Source organism: Bacillus sp. SRB3LM, from assembly GCF_015712745.1.
Classification (GTDB): domain Bacteria; phylum Bacillota; class Bacilli; order Bacillales; family Bacillaceae_G; genus Bacillus_A; species Bacillus_A thuringiensis_K.
On the sequence record NZ_VWVQ01000021.1, the window covers coordinates 67,047 to 85,772 of the forward strand.

Sequence of the window (18,726 nt, forward strand, 5' to 3'; positions counted from 1 at the left end):
ATTTGTTTTTAACACATTAGATTATGGAATCTAGTGTTAACATTCCTCCTTTTTATATTGTATTTTCACTATGTATCGATTTTAATACTAATAAATTTTAACAAGAGAAAATGATGATGTCTATATACATGAGCGATATTCATAAAAAGAATTATTTGAAAAAATGTAAGAGAAACAGGTAAAACCTTCTGTATTGACCTGTAAACGCCCTTCAAGTAAACTAAAGAGAGTTTGCAAATGAAAAGGTGATAATGTTGTTAATTTCAATTAAAACGTTACAAGATGATCGTTTTTTACGTCCGCTACAAAATATTGGCGGCTTATTTTTTGAAGATAGTACGATTGGATTTGAACAAGAGGAAGCGAATCTTATCGTTGATATACACATTGAGGATAATGTGAAAGCATCCGCTCGATTAACGGATGTTAGCACAGGAAATGTGTATGAAGAAACATTCTCGAAAGATTTATCTGCTTTCACAGATGAAAAAGAGCGTATGAAGCAAGTGAAACACGTTGTTTCTTATGTATATCTTTCTGTTCTTCAGCAGTTAACTGGTATTGAACAAAGCTGGGGTATTTTAACCGGAGTACGTCCGACGAAACTTCTTCATAAAATGCTTCAAAATGGTATGTCAAAAGAAGAAGCGCATCAAGAGCTTCGTGAAAGTTATTTAATTCATGAAGAGAAAATTGAACTTCTTCAGCGCATTGTTGATTGCCAATTAGCAGTTGTTCCGGATTTATACCGTTTGAAAGAAGAAGTAAGTATTTATATCGGTATTCCGTTCTGCCCAACGAAGTGTGCATATTGTACATTCCCGGCTTATGCGATTAATGGACGCCAAGGCTCTGTTGATTCGTTCTTAGGTGGTTTACATTATGAAGTTCGTGAAATTGGTAAGTTTTTAAAAGAAAAAGGTGTAACAGTCACGACGATTTATTACGGCGGCGGTACACCGACAAGTATTACAGCAGAAGAGATGGATATGCTGTATGAAGAAATGTATGAAGCGTTCCCAGATGTGAAAAATGTGCGTGAAGTAACAGTTGAGGCAGGTCGACCAGATACGATCACGCCAGCAAAGCTAGAAGTGTTAAATAAATGGAACATTGACCGTATTAGTATTAATCCGCAGTCATACCATCAAGAGACACTAAAAGCAATTGGACGTCATCATACTGTAGAAGAAACAATTGAGAAATACCATTTAGCTCGTGAAATGGGAATGAACAATATTAATATGGACTTAATTATTGGTCTTCCTGGTGAAGGGTTAGATATCTTCAAACATACGTTAGATGAAACAGAAAAGTTAATGCCAGAATCATTAACAGTTCATATGTTATCATTTAAACGTGCTTCTGAAATGACGCAAAACAAACGTAAATATAAAGTAGCAGGTCGCGAAGAAATTACAGCGATGATGCACGAAGCAGAAGAGTGGACGCAAAAGCATAATTACGTACCATATTACCTATATCGTCAAAAGAATATTTTAGGTAACTTAGAGAACGTTGGGTATGCAATGCCGACGCAAGAAAGTATTTACAACATTGTTATTATGGAAGAAGTACAATCGATTATCGGACTTGGCTGTGGTGCATCAAGTAAATTTGTTCACCCGAAGACGGGGGCAATTACGCACTTCGCAAATCCGAAAGATCCAAAATCATATAACGATGGCTTCGTAAAATATACAGAAGACAAACTGAAAATTTTAGAAGAGCTATTTGCATAAGAAGAAAGAGGTTGTTCCGAGTCGGAACAACCTCTTTTTTATCCTGCAGTAATGGGCGGTCCGATTATATCTTGTCAGTTTTTGTCGGTAAGTCGATATATTCGAAAAATCGCTGATATAATTCGAGTTGCGCTGATATATTTCAAGTTACGGTCGATATACCTGGAAAATGGCTGATATAATTTCATTTACCTTCTAGCGGCACCGTATGTAAAACTATGTCGATAATAATCAGAAAAATTAGTCAAATCATTAAAGGACAATGTCTACTTATGGACGAAATGATAGATTTATGAAAGAGAAAAGGGGGAAATTGTTGGCATGTACATGACGATAGGGAGAATTTTTGATTTATCAGTTGGTAAGTATCCGAATAAAGAGGCGTTAGTGGAACCTGAAAAGAATATTCGCTGGACGTATAAACAGTGGGATGAACAAATAAATAAAACAGCGCACGCTCTATTAGAAGACGGAGTAAGAAAGGGAGATACTGTATCTGTTTACTTATATAATTGCCGTGAATTTGTAAACGTTTACTTAGCCTGTGCGAAAATTGGAGCGATCTTTAACCCGATTAATTTCCGCTTAAAAGCAAAAGAAGTATCTTATATTCTTCAGGACGCATCCTCGAAAGTCGTTGTCTTTGAAAAAGCAGTTGAGTCAACTGTTGCTATAATTGAAAGAGATTTTCCAAATACATCTTTTTGGTCTATAGAAAACGATAAACCTTCCTATGCAAGTTCCTACCATGAAAAAGTGAATGCAGCATCTTCTGAGAAAGTAAATATCGAAATTGATGAAATGGATTATTGTTCAATGCTTTATACGAGCGGTACGACAGGTCATCCGAAAGGCGTATTACATCGTCATCGTGAAATGACTGAGCATAGTATGATTTGTACGTATTTCCTTAAATATAATAGAGATAGTGTAGGGCTTGTTGTGGCGCCTTTATATCACTGTGGTGAATTAAATGCCGGAATCATACCACGCATTCAAGTTGGTGGAAAGAATGTTATTTTGCATCATTTTGATACAGAAACAGTATTACATACGATTCAAGAAGAAAAGATTACGACGTTCTTTGCAGCGCCGACGATGTGGAATATGTTGTTGCAAAAAGATTTAGCTCAGTATGATTTAACTTCGATGAAGATTGGTATATACGGCGGAGCAGCAATGGCACCGGCGTTAGTGAAGGAATGTAAAGAACGCCTTTATATTGATCTTGTTCAAATATACGGAATGACAGAAATGGGACCAGTTGTTGCGTTTCTCGTAGAGGAGGATCAAATTACGAAAGCTGGTTCAGCAGGCACGCCATGCTTTAGCCATGAAGTTCGTATTGTGAAACCGAACGAGGATGCACCGGCAGAACCAGAGGATGTATTACCTCCTTATGAAGTGGGAGAAATTATTTTGCGCGGCCCAACTATGATGGCTGGCTATCATAATCGTGAAGAAGCGAATAAAAAATCGATGTATAAAGGATGGTATCATTCTGGTGATCTAGGCTATTTTGATAAAGACGGTTATTTATTCGTTGCTGATCGCGTTGATGATATGGTAATTAGCGGTGGCGTAAATATTTATCCTCGTGAAATTGAAGATTTCCTTCATAGTCATCCTGGTATATTAGATGTGGCGGTACTTGGTGAGCCAGATGAATTATGGGGAGAGCGTGTTGTAGCAGTTATTGTGAAGAAAGATGAAACAATAACTGAAGCTGATTTAGAAACGTATTGCAAAGAAAGTGATGAACTAGCAGATTATAAACGTCCGCGTCATTATTTATTTGTAGATGAACTTCCGCGTAATGCGAGCGGTAAGTTGCAGAAGTTTGTGCTGAGGGAATCGTTGAAAGGGGCAAAAAATAGAAAATGAAGGGTGCCTCATACCTATGGGATTTTTGTCCCTTGTTCTGTAAGAGATTAAACCGAAGAAACAATATCTTTGTTAATTCTTAAATGTCCTGTTCCTTTATAGAGATTGAGAATTAAGTGAATATCAATCACTTTATATTTACTTAATTCTCGTTTCTTCTTGGTGAAGGTTAATTAGCGCATTTGAAATAAGGTGGAAAAACAAAATGGATGTAATGTCCAAAAAGAAAAGACACCTTAAGGTGCCTCTCTCCGACTTGAACCATTTCATTTCATACGAATCGGAATCTATCCGTATTACCATTACCCCTTTGTTATGAGTGTAAACACACACTATAAAGCAGAATCGTCTATATACACTAGATTGTTAGTTCACAAAAGACAAGAGATTTGAGATCAATATCGAAGTGACGCCACATCCCCTATAATAATTGATATGTTACGCCTTTTAAAAGAATCTGCTTTATAGAACGTGCCCACAAGTTATATTTTACTACATGTAATATTCATTTAGTGTATTTTTTAATGAATATGTATAATTACATAAAATGTATGAAAAAAGAGTATACTCTAATATTGTGTAATAAAGATAAAGCCCACCTACGGAATGAAGTGCACCCCAATTGTTAGACACAGTCTAACAATTGGAGGTGCATTTTTTATGGCTAAATTTTCTTCAAAAGAAAAAATCCAAGCGGTGAAACGATATTTAGATGGTACAGAAAGTGGAAAAACAATTGCTAAATCTATAGGAGTTAACCCTAGCGTACTTCGTGAGTGGATTAGACGATATGAGTCTTCAGGTGAAAAGGCCTTTGAAAAGTGCTATACATTCTACCCAGCCCAGTATAAACTAGATGTACTTTATTATATGAATGAACACGGGACATCTATCAGAGAAACAGCGGCACTTTTCAATATACCGTCTTATGAAACACTTCGGAAATGGAAAATAGCTTATGAAACAGGAGGATTGGATGCCCTACAATCAAAGAAAAAGGGGCGTCCAACCATGAAAGATAAAAAAATAAAACCAGTAGATGAAGGATCAATCGAAGCCTTACAAGCGGAAAATGAGCGTTTACGTATGGAAAATTCATATTTAAAAAAGTTGAATGCCTTAGTTCAAAACAAAGAAAAATCACCAAACAAGACAAAGCGCAAGTAATCTACGAGTTAAGGCATGAATTTCCTATCAAGGAGTTACTTCAACTCGCAAACATTCCACGTAGTACGTACTATTACTGGATGAAACATTTTAATCGTCCTGATCCAAATGCGGAGGTAAAAGAACTGATTCAAGCTATTTATAATGAACACGATGGGTGTTATGGTTATCGTCGTATTCGTGATGAACTTATGAATCGTGGACACAAAGTAAATCATAAAAAAGTGTATCGTCTTATGAAAGAATTAGGGTTAAAATGTCTGGTTCGTATGAAAAAATATCGCTCTTACAAAGGGACAGTTGGGAAAATTGCACCAAATATTTTAAATCGCAACTTCCAAGCTGAAAAACCAAATGAAAAGTGGGTTACAGATATTACGGAGTTTAAGTTATTTGGGGAGAAGTTATACCTATCACCAATGTTGGATTTATTTAATGGTGAAATTATCACGTATACAATTGGTTCAAGACCGACCTATTCCCTTGTTTCAACGATGTTGGACCAAGCCCTTTATTGTGTAACCGATCCGGATAAACTCCTCATTCACTCTGATCAAGGTTGGCACTATCAAATGAAACAATACCGTCATTCTCTTAAGAATTGTGGCATAACTCAAAGTATGTCTCGCAAAGGAAACTGTTATGACAATGCCGTTATTGAAAATTTCTTCGGTATCATGAAATCGGAATTTCTGTATCGAAAAGAATTTGAAAGTATAACACATTTCAAACAAGAGTTAGCAAAGTATATAGAATACTATAATCATAAAAGAATTAAGGCAAAATTAAAGGGTATGAGCCCAGTACAATACCGGGCTCATACCCTAGAGGCTGCCTAATGAAACGACCTGTCTAACTTTCGGGGGTCACTTCACATATAGGAGTGGCTTTTTTGTTTTTTGTTCATATTTAATTGTTTTATGAATCTTCGTGTATTTAACATATCAAATTATGTTGTGTAGAATGATGCTTGTTGTTTATTACGTTACAACAAGCTTTTTTATTTGTAAACAATGAAATCAAAACTTTAAATTAAACATGAGTAGAAATTTATATAAATCAAGTTTAATATTTTAACCATTTCCAAATACGTTCTAGTAAATTTAAATTGGGTGAAAAAATCAATGACAGCTGTTGGCTGTTCTTTCTTAGGAACGGCTTGGATAACTTCGCATGATGAATACGAGCATTATCCAATACCATGATAATGTGTTTTTTGAGGTTTTCTTTTACAATATATTGTAGAATATCTTGAAAGGTAATCGCATTACAAGCAGTAGTCTCTATACAATGTAAATGTCTATTTGACAGATTTACTGCACCAAATAACGTGACACTTGCATGTTGCATGGCCGCCATATGTAGGAATTTGTTTACCACGAAGAAACCAAGAAGTATGTAGAGCTTGATAATCAATCACGTATATGTGTTTCATCTTCATAGAATAGTCTCATATCGCTTCTGTTGCAAAGTTTTTGGAGCTAGACTGTAGAAAAAATGAGACGAGGAGCATAACATATGGGATATTTTAAAGAAAAACAATTCGAGAGAGACATTATCTTGGTAGCCGTCGGCTATTATTGTCGTTTTTCTTTAAGTTATCGTGATGTTTCTGAAATCTTGAAAGAACGTGGTATATCTGTTCATCCTACGACCATTATGCGTTGGATTCATGAATATGACAATTTGATTTATCAAATCTGGAAAAAGAAAAACAAAACGACGCTTTGTCAAATCTTCTGGATTCCAAAGTATCCGTCATGCTTCTCGTACCATAAAAGGGATTGAAACGATTCAGGCTAGATATAAACAGAGACGAAGTCTTGAATGAGACTCCGTCTTTTCGGCGTATAATGAACTACAAAAATTAGTAGCGGTTGCTTAAACCCAAATGCCACTTTATAATCCGTTCTCTATTTTTTTAACTTTGCAACAGAACCTGTTTTTTCATACTAATCACACATCTTATTATTTTGGGGAATCCCCTATTTGTACACTGGATAAGGACAAATTACAACTATCTAACGATAAATATAAAAATTAAAATAATGATACAGTGTATCTCCAGATGGAATGAACCAAACCCGATCGATGATTTAGAGCGAAAAGTAATGAAGCACTTTTACAAAATATCAACATAATCGTAATCCTTTGATGGAATATTTATGTATTATGAATATTTTTGCATCATCATTGAGAAAAATGTAGGGAGGATTACCTTTACAAAGCTGAAGGTGTTATTGAAAGACCAAAACATTCTTAAAAATTCCATTTTTTAGAAAGGAGTGTACCTAATAACTATATTAGGAATTTATAAACCATGCTACTATCACGACAAATCGACTTATTATCCATATTAATTGAGGATAAACATTGGCATACTTTTTCGGAAATTGCTCAAAAGATACATTGCTCCTCAAAAACCGTGCAACGTGATTTACAGGTGATAAAAGATGTATTGCCTGTAAATTGGAGAATCGACATTTGTAAAGGAAAAGGGGCCGTACTGTATAAACCTCCAGGCAGCTCTCGGAGGGAATTAGATTTTCTATGTAGGAGAGGGGAGATCACATTTCAAATCATAGATATTCTTTTTCGAAGTCCTCCCCTTACTGTTACTGAATTATCTTCTAAGTTATATATTCCAGTGACATCACTATATGCCCATCTAAAAAAGGTAGACCAATATCTACAACGGTTTGGATTACGGCTAAAGCGAAAGCCCCTTTCTATCCAAGGAGAATCTGCAAATTTGATTTTTATGTATCAAGAATTCTATACGTCTTCATATGGAGATCATGAATGGGCTTTTCAGCAACTGGCAGAAAGAGATATGGAACAATATATATTGAATATCGAAAAAAAATTAAATATTTTCTTTTATCCAATGTATAAAAGAAAATTAATGTATATGTTAGCCATTCTCCTCGAACATAAAAAGAAAAAAAACACTATCCAATTAGATGAAACTTTTATGAATAGGATGATTGATACACCTTTTTATCAGAATATTTCAGAACTAAACTCTTCTATAGGAACTCAATATTTTTTGAATAAAGAAGAAATAGCTCTCTTAGTGATTGCAATTAATTGCTCAAAATATATAAACGAAAATTTAAATACGTATAAACAGGAAGTATTAGAGTATTTTCAAACAGGCACCAGCACAATATGTAAATATATAAAAGAATTTATCCTTCAATTAGAGAATAATTTTCATATATCGTTACTTAATAACGATGAATTCATTTTTGCTATTTTAGAATACCTTAAGTATATTTTGTCCAAATATCGTTTTTTACCTCGGTTTGATTGTCCTGTGAACAAGACTACGCTATACATTAAGAATCAACATAGGGATACTTTTGTAAAAGTTTGGAGCATTTACCGTGAGTGGGTTGAACAATATAAGATTCAGACCTCTATTTCTGATGAGGAAATAGCTACCCTAACACTGCACTTGGAAGGGGCTTTTATGTTGGCCCATACACGGACTGTTAAGGTATTATTATTAATTGAGGATGGGATAAAATGGGAATCTTATATAAAAGGTATTTTACATGCTGTTTTTAATTCCATATTTCATTTTGTTCAAGCTGATATACAAGATATTAGAATGTATGATTATTCAAAATTAGATATAGATGTAATCATTACCACTTTTCTCAGTGTACAATCATCGGTTCCTATTGTGCGAATATCTACTATACCTACAAATCGAGAATTACACGATATAAGGGCATTTATATATAAAAATTAAATTGAAACAGGAATATGATATACAATAAAACCAAGCATACCTATAACGTTGTTCTCCATTCTGGTACAAAAACTATAAAACCTGTGCAATGAGTCTTAAAATTTCGGACATACTGATACGATTACTCTACAAAAGGGATTTGATCAGTATGAAAAAGAAAAATTTGTTTAAATGGAAGCATTATCAACCAGATATTATTGTATTAACAATACGTTGATACCTATGGTACACAGGCTGTGGAGAAAGTTCTTTTACATTCTATTTTTCATGTTCACTGTCTTTGTAGGTCTGTTATGATGAAAGAAAAGGATAAGAGGGGCGAGACCTTATGATGGGGGAACAAAAAAATCATAGAGAAGAACGTGTTACGATATCTGTAGAAGAGTTAGTGCTGAAGAAAGACTTCGTCCTTATTATTGTGAAAATAATGGTGGCCCTTCTATTCATCCTATTACTTTATTCAAAATGATGTTTATCGGTTATTTTTATGGTATTCGTTCCGAACGACAACTTGAAAAAAGAAATTCAAACGAATATCGAATATCTTTGGTTTTTGGGGTTCTTTTTATCCGCCCCCATTCCAGATCAATCGACTATGAGTTGGAATCGCCGTACCCGATTTTTATACATACAAATATTTTTCAAGAGATTTTAGATGAAATTTTACACCAAGTTATGGAGCATCGTATGATAGGTGGACGAGCTCTGCTGAAAGATTCTACTTATATCAAGGCAAAATGCGAATAAAATTAAATTGATCAAGCAAGTTCAGCAAGTACATCCACTAGAAACGACTATAATAGCGGACCGTATTTAACAAGGAAAAAGGCACTTGTACAACGAAAGGAAGATGATGCAAAATACAATATTATTACAGATCCCTATATTACGGCTGGAAATGTGACAGATTCCGAGCCGTATTTAGCACGTCTGCAAGAACAAATTAATAAATTTGGTTTTCAAGTAGAAGTGGTTGCTTTAGATGTGGGGTATTGTAACAATTATATTTGTAAAAAGCTAACGGAATAACGGATTTTTATGGTGATGGGTTATCGACGTTTCGGAAAATCAAAACAAGAAGTACCTGGAAGGTTCTTTCAATATGTCAAACAAATCGATAAATTTGCTTGCCCAATGGGGTGTATTCTCACATATTGTACAACGGATCGTGAAAGGCAAAGACAATACAAATCTAGCAGACGGTGCAGTCTGTCCACTTCGTTCAGGTTATTTTTCAGCAAATCAAACATGTCGAAGAATCACTCGAAATGTTTGGGAAGAATACAAAGCACTCGCTTTTGTGAATAAACGAACGAGTGCTGGAATACGTTTATATAAATTACGCAGTTCAACCAGTGAACGAAGCTTTGTGGATGCCAAAGAACTACATGGCTACCAGTATGCTCGTTTCTGAGGGCGGGAGTCTGTCCAAATACAGGCGTATCTTACAGCGTATTACCAAAATAAAGAAATAAATTGTTCTTCACCCAGCTAAAAAAACGGGTAAAGAGCGATTTCTTTAATTTTACATTCATACATGTCATATTTTGTCATGTATCCTATAAAAAAGTCATGTGTTCAGGGGTTTTTTCAACACTCTGGAGGACCTTTGCTCCTTGCTTTTGAAAAGGTACATAACCTAGTTCATCTAAAATTAATAAATCACAGGCTTCAATTTGCTTCTTGATACGGGTTAAAACGCATAGTTAAGAAGACTGAGTTCAATATTCGTATGGACTTAGGTTCTTTATTTGAGAAGGGAAGGGATAGAGTAGGTCTTCTCATGCAGATAGTTTTGTCAATATCAAAGAATCATTTATCACAGGACTTATTCTTATGTTTTACAGTTTGAATTTAATGCTACTATAAGAATGGCCCAAAATACATTATATACACAGATATTTTGAATAACATCTTTGGAGGAGCTATACTATGATAAAATTAAAAATAAAATTCGAGAAAATCATCCCGATAACAATACTATTAGCGGCTACGCTAACATTTGCGCCCCTTTCTTCTTTTGCAGTTGAACTAGACAGTTCTTTTACAGAAGAAGAGTCTATGCAGCATGCTCTTGACTGGGCAGTTTTGGGTCTTTAATAGTAGTTCTAGTGCAAATATAATAAGATATAATCTGAAATCTTGAAAGAACGTGGTATATTTGTTCATCCTACGACCATTATGCGTTGGGTTCATGAATATGGCAATTTGATTTATCAAATCTGGAAAAAGAAAAACACAACGACACAACCTGTTTGGCATTTAGATGAGACTTACATTAAAGTTAAAGAGGAGTGATGCTATCTTTATCGTGCCATTGATGGAGATGGACATACTTTGGATATTCAACTTCGTAGAACTCGTGATCATCAAGCGGCTTATATGTTTATGAAGCGACTTGTCAAAGCTTTTGGAGAACCGTCGGTTCTTACGACAGACAAGGCCCCCAGCTTTGCTTTGTGCATTCAAAAAATTGAAGAAAGACGATTATTATACACATACCAAATATCGTAATAATCTTATTGAACAAGATCGTCGACATGTAAAACGATGCTTTGCCAAATATGATAGTAAAAATACAACGTTTTCCAGTTGTTTGGGAAGTCACTTGGTAGATTGCGCCATTGGCAGCCTGTGGTAAGTACGTATAATACGCCGCAGAATACCTCATATAAATCAACTGTACGTGGACGCGTCCTTTTACGTGCGTTTTCTAAATCTTCTCCAATGAGTTCAAACTGTTCATGTGCAATGTTACGTGTATAATTATGTATCATAGAAAATACCCTTTTTGTACAGATTATACCATAAATTCTAAATGTTGTTCACGATTCTTTATACAGCAAGCTTTCCAAGGAAGCACTTCATGCTTAAAACTTATACTTTTTTATCTTGTTAAAAAGAATATTGAAATTAATGGATTAAAATCAGGATCTGATAGTCCTGATTAATACAAAAATGACGCTACAATTCATATTTTGAATTATAGCGTCGTTTTTGTATTATTATTTTTTAATCTGTACAAAAATCCGAAGGATTTTCAGTGGCTTCATTTTTCATTAAATCGTTTATTTAAGCCTTCGGGGCTCAGTAAAGTCCCTGTAGCTGCGTGAAGCCTACTACACAATTGGACTAAAGGATCACTGAGCACTCTTTGGCTGATTCAAATACAAATGGTAGCTAAATCTGATCCCGAAAATTTGCGTTTTTTCTTTACAAACTTCATCTCTCTTGCCAGTTCTTCCTAAAAAATTAAGTGTGATATAGCGCTGCAATTCTTCTGCAAATGGTTGTAGCGCTTCTTGAATCGAAAGATTCATAAAAAACGTCAACCTTTCTCATAGATATAAAAAAGAATAAAGTTTTTTTGTACTTGGGGATTGATAGGCATATATGGTGAGGCCTATACAATAAAACAGTTTTTATTCGCTAGCTTTCATTACTTCAAAAGGTGTTTGTTTATCATCCAACGGTATCCTGAATCTACCATTATCACGATCATATACATACCGATAATTTATTGACTCTATCCAAGCCTTTTCTTCATTTTTTCCTTTATATTCATCAAAAAAGCACTTCATCCAATTTAGATTACTTAGATCTAACACATTTCTAAACATTCCAATGCCTATGGAATTATCTTCAGAGGATCCATAGATGACATGATCTGCGCGGTTACTATAATTCAAATAAATAGAATTTAACAAAGGATCATAAGCCCAATAGTTCATACCAGGTTTAGTGGCATTAGTGAATTTTATTCTTATTTCATCGGTAGATTCGATGCACCCGTCTTTTCCATCTCTATGCTCAAAAATAATAGATGTTCCATTATCCATTACAGAATCCGCAAACAGAACGAAATCACCCAAGAAGCCCCAAGGTTCGAATGTGACACCACCTTTACCTGATAAATTTTTATCCTTTACATAATACGGTGTATTATATTTCAATCGTTCTCCATTTTTTGTGACAGGATCGGAATTATCTGCAGCTAACGCTGTTACTGGCAGGGAGGCTGCAGTAATTACTAAAGTCAGTACACTCGCTAATATTTTTTTCATATTTCACATCTCCTCGTATGATTAAATTAGATTTTTAGGAAAGAAATTTACCTATATAAACCCAAGGTATTTTAACTGCAGTAAAAATACTGTTACTTGTAGATAGAGTGGGTTCTAGTACAAAAATGATTTTATAAAGCTTCCAATCTGAACATTCCTCGGTTTTGAAAATGAATCATTGGAAATCTGAAGCGAAATTGCGGGTTGTAATGATAATTATTTATCCAACGTTCGGAATCCATCTTATATTTTTCCATCATGCGAGGTTTGCACCGGAACCCTTAAAACCTTAAGATTCAGGAGCTATACGAAAACTACTTTCTTTTATGTTTAATTGATTAATAATATTCGCAACTACAGCCGTAAGAGTTTTTTCATCAAACTAAGCTATTAGATTATCATCCGAATAAATATTCCATTTTTTCTAAAATGACCCATTTCTTTTCCGCCATCTTCTGCTTCCACATGTAAAGTATCCTTCTCTAACCTGAAAATAAGTTTTCCAAAATAGGAACCAAGTTTGAATAGGACATTTTGGAAAACACCATCCTTATCAAAGTAATATTGTTTCCCCTCTATTATAGGAGTGTCGGTTACCTTGAATCCTTTCTCATCATAGTAATATTTTTCCCCGTTTTCTGATTAGTCACTTAACCTTTTGGGGTAATTTGTATATTTATTTTTGCTTGGAGTTTTAATTTCATCGGATCTATTTTTCAATTTAGCTGTTTTCTTGCTTGTTTTTCCACCATTTCTGCGTTCCACTCCTCATGAGATAGGCGACCTTTTCCTGCTACCATTGCATTATATTGAGTGGAATCTAGTTGTACTCTTTTTCGTGGTTCTAAATCACTCAATTGATCGATATTAATGGAAATTGGCATTGGTCCAAAATCATCTATTTTGTTAAGTAAAATTGGTAGGCTACTTAAGTCAGGATACGTTTCATCAGAATTAATTCTATTTGCTATTTGATTTTCTTTTGCCTTTATAGTCGCAAGTGTAGCATTTTTTCCGATTCCTAAAGAAATTGTTGGCTTTACTTTATATGCGGGTGCTGTCCCTATATTGGTATACCTTAATCGGGCACCTAAATAAGCTGCTTCTCCGGTCTGTATCCCAATGGTTTGAGACCAATTTCTTTCCCAAGTAGATGAATTTTCCTTCGCCATTATTGCAGTAGAGCTCTGTGATTGATTAAAAGTGCTTGTTATACTTGTATGTATTGTTAAGAAAGCAGATAAATTAACCAAGACTGTTGTACTAATTCTTTCAGATGCTTCTAATGTTTTACTATTAGAAGTACGGGCTCCAAAAGTATGACTTGTTACTCCTCCATATAAAGCTGTCGATTCTTGATTTTTCGAAATGACCAAGCTTTCCATTTTTACCCCCATATTCGGATATGCTGCAACTAATGGATTTTGAGCGTCTTTCTTTGTAGCTCCATCTATTTTACCAGCTGCTTTTTCATAATCCGTATAAGGATCTCCGGCTGTATGTACCTTATATGGACTTTAGATGGCCGAGTAATTATAAAATAATTTAGAATATTTGCACCAGAACTCTTATAAATAATTATACTCTTTCAACTTATCTTCTATATATTTCACAGCTTCGGGTGCTTCTTTTCTAATTGATTCGCGATATTTAACAATTGACGAATACATCGATTTAAATATTTCTGCAAAAAATTCAATAGTACTTTCTTGTGCATAATCATGTACTGTATTTAATTTTGTAACATTAGATTTTTCTTCCTTAATAAATCCTAACTTTTCAGCAGTAAAATGTAGGACAAAATCGCCTGATTTCATTATTTCACCCCCAATCTGTTTTGATAATTCCATTGAACTAGTCAAAAAATTAAAAACGTCTTCGCTTTTAACCAATACCTAAATAGAAAAGAAAATTCTCTTTTCACTTCATTTTTTAGATGAATTGTATTCCCTTATTTCTTACAATTTTTTTGCCATTCGTCCATCTTGTTGTTTGGGATACATCATGTACTTCCTGACAATGTAATAAGATCAGTAAAAAAATCGTTTTTATTACCTAGACAAATTGTTTTTGATTCATTTTCACTTGCATGAGAAACAATGGAATCAAACGGTAAAATTGAGAATGCACATGCTGATGCTATAGCAGTGGCTTTTAAATTCATTCATTTTTCTCCTTTACTGCATAGTACTGGAATATTATTATGCATAATAATATTCCATTTACCACATATTTAAATTATTTAGTTCCTAATATTTGTCCTTTTACAAATGACATTAAGAGATTCTATTTTCCAGTTGCGAAATTTACTTTAAGAGTCTGTTTATAGTCTCATAAATATGTTAGGATGTATGAAAAAACAGGAGATAAGTGTATATCTTATCCAAGGGATATCAGCCATGAAAAACTCGAGATTATTAGTGAGGGTTCTGTTGCAAAGTTTGAAAAAGGTTTACACGAGTAGAGAAATGAGAGGAAATATTTATGCAGTGGCCACTAATTGTTGTAATTCATTGTATACCGAAAAGACGAAATTCGTTTGAAAATTTCGCCTCTGTTTATAGATAGCCTGAATCGTTTCGATTCCTTTAATAGTACGAGAAGCATGACGAAGAGTTTGAAATCCAGCTGATTTCACAAATCGGCGTTTGACATGTCGATGGTCCTGTTCAATAAGATTATTACGATGTTTAATCGTACAATGTTTGGTCTGTGTATAATAATCGTCTTTCTTCAATTTTTTAAATGCACAAAGTAAAGCAGGAGCCTTGTCTGTCGTAAGAACCGATGGTTCTCCAAACTGTTTGACCAACCTTTTCATGAAGGAATAAGCAGCTTGATGATTACGTGTTTTTCGAAGTTGAAAGTCCAGTGTATGTCCATCACTATCAATGGCGCGATATAAATAACACCATTCTCCTTTGACTTTCATATACGTCTCATCCAAATGCCAAACATGGTGCGCTAATTTGTTTTTCTTCTTCCGCATTTGATAGATGAGATTGCCATATTCATGCACCCAACGCATGATGGTTGTAGGATGCACTGATACACCACGTTCTTTCAACATTTCAGATACATCACGATAGCTTAAAGAAAAACGGCTACTAAAATAATGTCTTTTTTGAACTGTTTTCCTTTAAAATATCTCATTTTGGATGCTCCTCACTCTGTTTTGCAAAAGTTTAGCTTCATTTAAAAAACTTTGCAACAGAACCGTTTTGATCATGTTGATACAACCAATCTATATGAAACGAATGGTTTTGTGTACCAACTGTATACGAACTCACTTGAAACAAACTCTTCAGATTGACTAGTAAACGTTTTTAATTTATGCGGAGTAGGAAAAGCATGTGAACGAATTAAAACGAGTACACAACCCTATAAGAACCTTTAAAATAATTGAAGGTGTTTTTCTAATAAAAGAGCATTGTATTTTTAATATAATTCCCGTAAAGTAAGCGCATACCATACAAAATATACAACTAGGAGTGTGATACACAATGAAACCCATTTTCAAAACAAGTATAGCTCTAACACTTTTTTCTCTTTCTCTTATAGGGTGTCAGTCACCACAAACACAGCCGAAACAACCATTTTCACTAACCGAACAACAAGTGATGGCAGATGCTTGGTATCAAACCGCTGGAGAAGTCAAAGCGCTCTATCATCAAGGATATAATATCGGAAAGATGAAATTAGACGCAGCACTTGCCAAAGGTACCGAGAAAAAGGCTGCCATCGTTTTAGATTTAGATGAAACTGTCGTGGATAATAGTCCGTATCAAGCCATGACAGTAAAAGAGAAGAAAGGATTTCCTTATAAATGGGAGGATTGGATTCAACAAGCGAAAGCAGAAGATCTTCCTGGTGCCGTTTCCTTTTTACAATATGCAAATAAAAAAGGTGTGGCGATCTACTACATTTCAAATCGCAAACAAAGTCAATTAGATGCTACCTTACAAAATTTACAGAATCTGAATATCCCGCAAGCTGATAAGGAGCATGTCTTATTGCAGGGAAAAGAAGAAAAAGGGAAGGAAGAACGCAGAAAGAAAGTTGCGACAGAACATGATATTATTCTATTCTTTGGAGATAATTTATCTGATTTTACAGGATTTGATGAGAAATCTGTACAAGATAGAAATCAATCAGTTGAAGCGATACACGAAGCATTTGGAGAAAAATTTATTGTGTTCCCGAATCCGATGTATGGGGATTGGGAATCCGCTTTATATCAATACGATTTCAAAAGGTCAGATACTGAAAAAGATAAGCTCCGTAAAGATGCATTGCATGTATTTGAAGATGCGAAATAATAAACGTATTGAGACAAATGGATATATGTTTGCTATTATATTCTATAAGCTGTGGTAAGCTGTCATTTGGAAGATTGGGCGCATTCGCTCAATCTTTTTTCCTATTTTTTATGATCCCATGATTAAATTGCAACATATGGCGAATACATACTACCTATCAAGGGGATTTCCTTGACGATAAAATGTTGATGCATCAACGATATAGGGCTTTTATCCCAATCTTTATGTTTTAAACAAACGTTTAATTCGACATCTTTCGTACAAATCCCACACGGATTCGCTACAATTCGTCAATATTTGTATGCATTTTTTGAGAAAGGAATTCTCTTATGTATAAATCTAATTTCGTTGCTTTCTTACTATTCGTAATCTCTTTTTCTTGTTACATCATCTATGTAACCAAAAACCCACTCTATTTGAAGTGAACCCGAATAGTGGTACATGAAAAAAACACCTCCTGAATTCGCATACTAAGTATGCAAATTCATTGGAGGTGTTTTTCGTTTGAAGACAAGAGTTCATTACCCAGAAGAAACAAAGTGGAAAGTGATTGAAATGAAGAAAGACGGCTACTCAAATCGTACAATTATGGAGAAACTCGGAATTAAAAATGTTTCCCAAATTAAGACATGGATGAAATGGTATCGTACAGATCAAACGTATCGTTTTCAACAACCTGTAGGAAAACAATATTCTTATGGAAAAGGACCAAAAGAGCTCAGTGAATTAGAACAGATACGTTTAGAAAATAAACATCTAAAAACAAAATTACTTGTATGGGGAAAGTATCTGGAAATCGAAAGGGGCTGAAACCAGAAACTGTAGTTGCTTTATGGGAAAATGTAAAAACAAAAATAACGGTAAAAGAATTGTGTAACGTATTAGAATTACCCCGTTCCACATTTTATCGTTGGTTACAACGAACGGAAGATTTGAAAGATGGTATAGAAGAGAAAGTAAAGGACGTTTGTCTTAGGCATAAATTCCGGTATGGATATCGAAGAGTGACCGCTACTCTTCGAAAAATGGGACTGTGTGTCAATCATAAAAAAGTATTACGAATCATGAGACAAAATCACATTCTTTCAAAAGTACGTCGAAAGAAAAAGAAATATATCAATGGTACGGAGCCAATGGTATCCCCTCATCGATTGGAGCGCCAATTCGATGCATCCAGACCAAATGAAAAGTGGTTTACGGATGTGACGTATCTCTTATTTGGAGAGCGTACCTTGTATTTATCAACGATTATGGATGCCTTTAATCGTGAAATTATTAGTTGTGTCATCAGCGAATCACAAACACTGACATTAGCGATGAAGACATTAAAACAAGCAATGAGAGGGCGAAAAGTAAAAGATGTCCTTCTTCACTCAGATCAAGGAAGTATTTATACAGCAAAAGAATTTCAAGCGTATGCCAAAGAAAACGGCATGATCACCAGCATGTCCCGGAGAGGAAATTGCCATGATAATGCCGTCATGGAAAGCTTCTTTGGTCATTTAAAAAGTGAAGCCTTCTATTCACAAGAGATAACAAAAGTATCCAACACAACTGTGCAAAAGATTGTGCTAGAATACATTCATTACTACAATTGTGTGCGAATTCAAGAAAAATTAAACCACCTATCCCCTAAAGAATTTAGGGAACAAGTGGTTTAGGTGTTTTGATTGGTGTCCCCTTTTCGGGGGTCACTTCAATTTTACAGGGTTTTTTGTTAGTTCTAGTTTATTTTTTTGTCTTCCTAAGCGCTAAGCATACTAGTATAAGTTGAGAAATGAACAAAACGA

The 18,726-nt window shown here is 34.6% G+C and carries 12 protein-coding genes and 9 pseudogenes; 11 read left to right on the forward strand and 10 right to left on the reverse strand.

The window, feature by feature from the left end; all coding sequences use genetic code 11:
• Positions 1 to 251 precede the first annotated feature (251 nt).
• From F3I02_RS13620 to F3I02_RS13630, 3 genes are all read left to right on the forward strand, one after another.
• Positions 252 to 1,742: a coproporphyrinogen III oxidase gene (locus tag F3I02_RS13620; RefSeq protein ID WP_196478064.1), complete on the forward strand. Its 1,491-nt coding sequence runs from the start codon at positions 252 to 254 to the stop codon at positions 1,740 to 1,742.
• Between the two features lie 321 nt (positions 1,743 to 2,063).
• Positions 2,064 to 3,626 carry a fatty acid--CoA ligase gene (locus tag F3I02_RS13625; RefSeq protein WP_000281981.1) on the forward strand — a complete coding sequence of 521 codons (1,563 nt, stop codon included), beginning with the start codon at positions 2,064 to 2,066 and terminating at the stop codon, positions 3,624 to 3,626.
• Positions 3,627 to 4,286: 660 nt separating this feature from the next.
• Positions 4,287 to 5,632, forward strand: a protein-coding gene (locus F3I02_RS13630; protein ID WP_085960089.1) for an IS3-like element ISBth10 family transposase whose coding sequence is annotated in 2 segments (ribosomal slippage) — positions 4,287 to 4,728 and positions 4,728 to 5,632 — 1,347 coding nt in all. Because the reading frame shifts where the segments join, the coding sequence is not laid out codon by codon here.
• Between the two features lie 226 nt (positions 5,633 to 5,858).
• Here the strand turns inward: F3I02_RS13630 and F3I02_RS34870 are convergent.
• Positions 5,859 to 6,152 carry a transposase gene (locus F3I02_RS34870; protein WP_196478065.1) on the reverse strand — a complete coding sequence of 98 codons (294 nt, stop codon included), beginning with the start codon at positions 6,150 to 6,152 and terminating at the stop codon, positions 5,859 to 5,861.
• 159 nt (positions 6,153 to 6,311) lie between these two features.
• On the opposite strand from F3I02_RS34870, the pseudogene F3I02_RS13640 reads away from it, so the two are divergent.
• From F3I02_RS13640 to F3I02_RS35115, 4 genes and pseudogenes are all read left to right on the forward strand, one after another.
• Positions 6,312 to 6,512: pseudogene (locus tag F3I02_RS13640) on the forward strand (IS6 family transposase); the annotation flags it as partial.
• Positions 6,513 to 7,113: 601 nt separating this feature from the next.
• Positions 7,114 to 8,553 carry a BglG family transcription antiterminator gene (locus F3I02_RS13645; RefSeq protein WP_196478067.1) on the forward strand — a complete coding sequence of 480 codons (1,440 nt, stop codon included), beginning with the start codon at positions 7,114 to 7,116 and terminating at the stop codon, positions 8,551 to 8,553.
• Between the two features lie 139 nt (positions 8,554 to 8,692).
• Positions 8,693 to 8,767, forward strand: a pseudogene (locus F3I02_RS34875) (IS6 family transposase); the annotation flags it as partial.
• 114 nt (positions 8,768 to 8,881) lie between these two features.
• Positions 8,882 to 9,964, forward strand: a pseudogene (locus F3I02_RS35115) (transposase); the annotation flags it as partial.
• A 190-nt stretch (positions 9,965 to 10,154) separates the two neighbouring features.
• Here the strand turns inward: F3I02_RS35115 and F3I02_RS33920 are convergent.
• Positions 10,155 to 10,250 (reverse strand): annotated as a pseudogene (locus F3I02_RS33920) (ATP-binding protein); the annotation flags it as partial.
• Between the two features lie 235 nt (positions 10,251 to 10,485).
• Between F3I02_RS33920 and F3I02_RS13655 the strand changes: the two are divergent.
• Together F3I02_RS13655 and F3I02_RS13660 are read left to right on the forward strand one after the other, a co-directional pair.
• Positions 10,486 to 10,653 (forward strand): hypothetical protein, encoded by a 168-nt coding sequence (locus F3I02_RS13655; RefSeq protein WP_196478068.1) that lies wholly within the window; start codon positions 10,486 to 10,488, stop codon positions 10,651 to 10,653.
• A gap of 33 nt (positions 10,654 to 10,686) precedes the next feature.
• Positions 10,687 to 11,116: pseudogene (locus F3I02_RS13660) on the forward strand (IS6 family transposase); the annotation flags it as partial.
• Here F3I02_RS13660 and F3I02_RS13665 read toward each other — a convergent pair.
• The 8 genes and pseudogenes from F3I02_RS13665 to F3I02_RS13700 form a co-directional block, all read right to left on the reverse strand.
• A pseudogene (locus tag F3I02_RS13665) lies at positions 11,112 to 11,330 on the reverse strand (transposase); the annotation flags it as partial. The pseudogenes F3I02_RS13660 and F3I02_RS13665 overlap by 5 nt on opposite strands.
• A 275-nt stretch (positions 11,331 to 11,605) precedes the next feature.
• Positions 11,606 to 11,873, reverse strand: a pseudogene (locus F3I02_RS13670) (IS4 family transposase); the annotation flags it as partial.
• A 102-nt stretch (positions 11,874 to 11,975) separates the two neighbouring features.
• Complete coding sequence (locus tag F3I02_RS13675; protein ID WP_196478070.1) at positions 11,976 to 12,617, reverse strand: hypothetical protein; 642 nt, start codon at positions 12,615 to 12,617, stop codon at positions 11,976 to 11,978.
• A 716-nt stretch (positions 12,618 to 13,333) separates the two neighbouring features.
• A complete protein-coding gene (locus tag F3I02_RS13680) occupies positions 13,334 to 14,002 on the reverse strand; it encodes a hypothetical protein (RefSeq protein WP_196478071.1) in 669 nt (222 codons plus the stop codon).
• A 36-nt stretch (positions 14,003 to 14,038) separates the two neighbouring features.
• Positions 14,039 to 14,122 (reverse strand): annotated as a pseudogene (locus tag F3I02_RS34900) (binary toxin-like calcium binding domain-containing protein); the annotation flags it as partial.
• Positions 14,123 to 14,185: 63 nt separating this feature from the next.
• Complete coding sequence (locus F3I02_RS13690; protein ID WP_196478072.1) at positions 14,186 to 14,434, reverse strand: anthrax toxin lethal factor-related metalloendopeptidase; 249 nt, start codon at positions 14,432 to 14,434, stop codon at positions 14,186 to 14,188.
• A 185-nt stretch (positions 14,435 to 14,619) separates the two neighbouring features.
• Positions 14,620 to 14,781, reverse strand: a complete 162-nt coding sequence (locus F3I02_RS13695; RefSeq protein ID WP_196478073.1) for a hypothetical protein — start codon at positions 14,779 to 14,781, stop codon at positions 14,620 to 14,622.
• Positions 14,782 to 15,099: 318 nt separating this feature from the next.
• Positions 15,100 to 15,770, reverse strand: a pseudogene (locus F3I02_RS13700) (IS6 family transposase).
• Positions 15,771 to 16,120: 350 nt separating this feature from the next.
• On the opposite strand from F3I02_RS13700, the gene F3I02_RS13705 reads away from it, so the two are divergent.
• Together F3I02_RS13705 and F3I02_RS13710 are read left to right on the forward strand one after the other, a co-directional pair.
• The gene (locus F3I02_RS13705; protein WP_196477520.1) at positions 16,121 to 16,936 is read left to right on the forward strand and encodes a 5'-nucleotidase, lipoprotein e(P4) family; all 816 of its coding nucleotides are present in this window, start codon (positions 16,121 to 16,123) and stop codon (positions 16,934 to 16,936) included.
• Positions 16,937 to 17,440: 504 nt separating this feature from the next.
• Positions 17,441 to 18,597, forward strand: a protein-coding gene (locus F3I02_RS13710) for an IS3 family transposase (protein WP_196477871.1) whose coding sequence is annotated in 2 segments (ribosomal slippage) — positions 17,441 to 17,693 and positions 17,693 to 18,597 — 1,158 coding nt in all. Because the reading frame shifts where the segments join, the coding sequence is not laid out codon by codon here.
• The last annotated feature ends 129 nt before the right edge of the window (positions 18,598 to 18,726 follow it).